The following is a 4,455-nucleotide window of genomic DNA, read 5'->3' as shown; positions in this document are numbered from 1 at the left end:
TCCAGCAGTATCTGCTGCACTGCCGCTTTCCCGATGACATCGCGGAGCTGGGCGCCGCGGTGGGCAAGATGGTTGAGCACCACAGCGACTACCTGACCCTGCTTTACGTCGACATCGCCGAGTTCGGCGGCGTGCATGCGCGCCCCCACTACGCGCGGATGATGAGCAGCTTCGAGGCCGTGCTGGCGCCGCGCTTTGCCGAGCTGCGCGGGAGCAGCGACGGGCCCGATCCGGCGGTGGTCTTCACGGCCATCTACATGCAGTTTTCCAACTACTTCATCGTCGAGCGTCTCATCGGCGCGAAGGGCCACCTGGGGCTCAGCGATGGCAAGGCCATTGCCGCGCTGACCGCGCTCTTCGAGCGCGGGGTGGGCCACTGGTCCGGCACAAAGGGGAACGGCAAGTGAGCGGGTTGGAAGAAAAGAAGAAGCGAAGCTTCAAGGAGAAGGTTATGGCACGCGCAATCAAGGTGGTGGCCGCCGCCCTCATGGTGAACCTGGCGGCCTGCACGAGCATCTGGGCGCAGATGATCTCCAGCAGGGTGACCGACGACCTGCTGCGGCTGCAGAGCTACCGCGGAACCATCGTCGAGACGCGGCTCGTGCCGGGCGAGCCCGATGTCGAGGTCGTGCGCGAGCTGATCTACCAGAAGCCCTGGAAGATTCGCGCCACAACCACTGCGCCCGAGGCGCACAAGGGCGAGACCTTCATCTACGACGGCACGCAGGTGATTATGTGGTGGCCCGGCGAACTCTTCGGCATCCGCATCACCGGCATCGACGTGCCGAGTGAGAGCGCGATTCGCGACCACATCGAGCGCGAGACCTACAAGGCGCTGCGAGCCTACGCCTACTCGCTCGACGGGAACTATCCCATCGCCGGCCAGCGGGCCAACCGCTGGCGCGTCGTTCCCACCGATGATCAGCCCTACCGTTTCAAACACATCGTGTGGGGCCATGATGGATACTCGATTCCGCTGCGCATTGATCTCTTCGACAAAACGGGTGAGCCCTGGTACGGCATGGCCTTCAAGGACATCACCTTCGATGTGGAAGTGCCCCAGGATGCCTTCGCCTTCGAATTCCCGCGCAACGCCGTCGTGTTCGAGTGGAACCTGCGCGATGAGGGAATCTCAATCGAAGAAGCCAAAGAGACCATGAACTTCGAGGTGATGGGGCCCACGAAGCTCCCCGAGGGACACAGGATCCGCAAGATCGTTCCCTCCCGCCACTGCCTGCCGGTCATTGCGGTGATGATGGACAGCGGCGCGACGTGGATCTCGCTCACCGAGAGCCGCTCGCTGGGCGATGCCTACGAGATCCCGCTTGGCAAAAAGGTGACGCTCGCCAATGGCCACGAGGCCATGCTCAACTTCATGGGAACCTACGCCACGCTCACCTGGGCGCAGGGGCGCACCCAGCTCACGCTCATCGGCAACGTGGCCTATCCTGATCTCATCGAAATCGCGGGGTCGGTTGCACCGGTCAAATGATGCTCGCCGAGAACATCCGCGCCTTTTTCAACGCGCCCATCGCGCGGCTCTACCTGGTCATGTGGGGCGCGGCCTTTGTTCTCATGGCGGGCGAGGCGCTCATCAGCCTCGTGCGCAAGCGGCACCTGTTCGAGTGGAAGGACTCGCTCGCCAATGGCGCGATGTATAGCGGCTACTTCCTGCTGAGCGCCCTGTGGGTGCCGGTGGTCTACCTGCTCTACAAGTGGTGCTTCGATCATCGCATCGCGAGCCTGGGCACCGGCACCTGGCACGTGGGCCAGAACGGCCTGTGGTGGGAGTGGGTGGTGCTCATCCTGCTCGAAGACCTGTGCTTCTACATCTTCCACCGGGTGAGCCACCACACGCGGCTGTTCTGGGCCTCGCACGTGACGCATCATTCCTCGGATCACTTCAACCTGAGCACCGCATTCCGCCAGACATGGGTGCCGCAGACCGCGGTGATCTTCTGGCTGCCGCTGCCGCTGCTGGGGTTCGATCCGCTCATGGTGATGAGCGCGCAGACCTTCAGTCTCTTCTACCAGCTCTTTCTGCACACCCAGCTCGCCCCGCGCCTGGGGCCGCTCGAGTGGATCCTCAACACGCCTTCCCACCACATGATCCACCACGGCGCCAACGAGCCCTACGTGAACAAGAACTTCGGCGGGATCTTCATCATCTGGGACCGGCTCTTCGGAACATTCGAGAAAGCGAGCGTGCCGATCCGCTACGGCATCGATCCCGAGCTGCACTCACGCAACCCGCTCACGATCGCGTTTCATGAATGGCTGGCCATGGGCCGGGATGTGCTGAAGAGCAGAAGCCCGCGCGATCTCTGGCGGGCGCTGGCGGGGTAGTTTGTTGGTGATTCATATTGCGTCATCCCAATGCCCGGCCGGCAGTGTTGACAAGACCCGTGAAATGGCTGACATTAGTTGCACGTCAAAAATTAGGGAGAACTCAAATGATACGCCATTTGTTTATTTTGGTTGCTCTGGTGGCGATGCTAGGCGCAACTGGCTGTGCTTACAAACCACCGCAAAAAACGCCCAAGCTTGCTGACAACAGCGCCGTGGTGAGTGGCTCTTCCGAGATTGTGCAGAAGAATATCGTTCGCTGGCTCGAAGACAACGGATGGTCAATCGATCGAGAGGAAGCTGACCGGATTCAAACAGGCAAATTTCGAATTCCCATCACTTCGGACATGGCCGATTGTGGCTCATATCCCATGATGGACAACTGGCTTAAGGGTGTCGAAGGCGTAGGCTCCACGGTTTCCGGAGATTCCTGGTGGCAGATTGCGATTTCGCCCGAGGGAGAGGAAACGAAGGTTGAGTCCGTGCTGCGATTCACGGATATTCGAGCAGCTCAGGCAGTTGGTAATGAGAAACCAGTCAACCAAATCTGCGTATCACTTGGAGTTCGGGAACAGGAACTACTGGAGAGTCTCAAGTAGGCTTGTTCGCAGACCATCGAACGTGAGAGGGCGGGTTGATCCCCGCCCTCCTTTTCTTGTGGTGCAATCTCCCGCTCAATCCCACTCGATAAACAACCAGTCGTGCCCCGAGTCGGGATCCGCCTTAATGGCGTGCCACTTGGCGTCGGGCTGGTCGTTGTCGGGGCCGATGATGAGGAAGAGGCGCTCGCCCTCGCGCAGGATCTTGTTGCGACGGGCGAATTTTTCGAGCTCCTCGACGCGCTCGCTGACGCGCTGGCGCTTCATGCGGGTGAGCAGGATCTTGGTCGGCACGCGGATGAGCGAGAGATCGAGCAGGCGCTGTTCGAGCTTTCGCTCGGCGTTTTCCATGACCACCATGCCGGCGGCGTCGGCGATCGGGCCGCCCGGGTCGCGCGGGATGCGCCAGAGCTGGTCGGCGCCCATGGCGTCGCGCTCGATGCGCGGGTAGAAGCGCGCGCCCACGCGACCGAACAGGCCGCGGTCGATGTCCTTGGCAAGTGTGGGGATGCGCTCGGCCGGGGTGCCGAAGAGCACCTTGTCCCACACTGCGGGCTCGCGGTAGAGGCGAATCCAGTTGCCGTACTCGCGCTGGAAGGCGAGCAGCTCGCGATAGAAAGCGCTGGAGAGCTCGTCCATGCTCGGCACGGGCAGGTTCGGGGATAGCGCTTCGAGCAGCTCGGCCACCGGCACCATGAGCTCCCACTCGTCGGGACCGCTCGAGAGCGCCTGGCGGAAGTGTTTCAGGGAGACCGGATGGCCCTCGGCGTCGCGCAGCGTGCCCGAGTCGAAGGCGAAGAATTCTTTGACGCCCCTCCAGGCAACCAGCGTGCGCTCGGTAAGCAGCAGCGATTCGAGCGTCTGGTCCTCGCGCTCGGGCGTGGCGGCTACGAGGGCGTCGCGCTCGTAGGCCAGGGGCAGGGCGTCGATCCAGTCGAGCGGCTTGTCGGCCCGCGAGATCCTGCGCTCGGCAATGGTGACCTCGCGCTTGAGAACGATGATCGCGTCGGCCAGTTTCGAGCCGCTCACATAGAGGCGCCCCTCGATCTCGTGGATCGAGAACAGGCGCGCGGCCTCGCCGGTGCCGGGGATCTCGAAGAAGTTGACGCGAACTGCCACGGGCTTTCGAAGTCCTTTCGCTGCAGGCGGCGCACGCGGCGCCCCTTCCAGAGCGCGGCCAGTATAGCGATCCGCGTCAAAGGCACAACACGCGGCCGAAATTGCCCTGACGGGCACCTGGGGAGAGTCTGGAGCGGTTGCGGGGCAACCGGGATCTGCCTCACGGTTTTCGGCTCCCCGGCCTGCTATAATGAGGGCAGTCACTGGAGGTAGTTCGCACGGGTTGGAGATGGGGAAACTGGCGCTCGAAATCGAGCCGAAGGAGATGCGCCATGAGTCCCACGTTCACAGAAGTCCTGCGTGCCCACGTCGGCTATCAGTTCCACAACACCCTCGATCACCTGCTTGTCGGCCTCATGCTCTGCGCCCTGCTGATGAGCCTGGGGTTGCC

Annotated in this window: 5 protein-coding genes; 4 read left to right on the top strand and 1 reads right to left on the bottom strand. The window is 62.4% G+C overall.

Translation table 11 applies throughout. The annotated features are described in order from the left end of the window. The 4 genes from KDH09_04970 to KDH09_04955 form a co-directional block, all read left to right on the top strand. Positions 1-407 (top strand): hypothetical protein (locus KDH09_04970; GenBank protein ID MCB0219026.1); only part of this gene is annotated, 407 nt, incomplete at its 5' end. Between the two features lie 44 nt (positions 408-451). Continuing rightward, the gene (locus tag KDH09_04965) at positions 452-1,492 is read left to right on the top strand and encodes a hypothetical protein (GenBank protein MCB0219025.1); all 1,041 of its coding nucleotides are present in this window, start codon (positions 452-454) and stop codon (positions 1,490-1,492) included. Next, entirely contained in the window at positions 1,489-2,346 is an 858-nt protein-coding gene (locus KDH09_04960) for a sterol desaturase family protein (protein MCB0219024.1), read from the top strand. Before KDH09_04965 ends, KDH09_04960 begins: the two co-directional genes overlap by 4 nt. A gap of 107 nt (positions 2,347-2,453) precedes the next feature. Next, a complete protein-coding gene (locus KDH09_04955; GenBank protein ID MCB0219023.1) occupies positions 2,454-2,945 on the top strand; it encodes a hypothetical protein in 492 nt (163 codons plus the stop codon). A gap of 75 nt (positions 2,946-3,020) precedes the next feature. Here the strand turns inward: KDH09_04955 and KDH09_04950 are convergent, their stop codons facing one another. Beyond that, positions 3,021-4,064: a hypothetical protein gene (locus KDH09_04950; protein ID MCB0219022.1), complete on the bottom strand. Its 1,044-nt coding sequence runs from the start codon at positions 4,062-4,064 to the stop codon at positions 3,021-3,023. Positions 4,065-4,455 lie beyond the last annotated feature (391 nt).

This window comes from Chrysiogenia bacterium, from assembly GCA_020434085.1.
Taxonomy (GTDB): Bacteria; JAGRBM01; JAGRBM01; order JAGRBM01; family JAGRBM01; genus JAGRBM01.
This window is presented reverse-complemented; position numbering and strand designations above follow the sequence as displayed.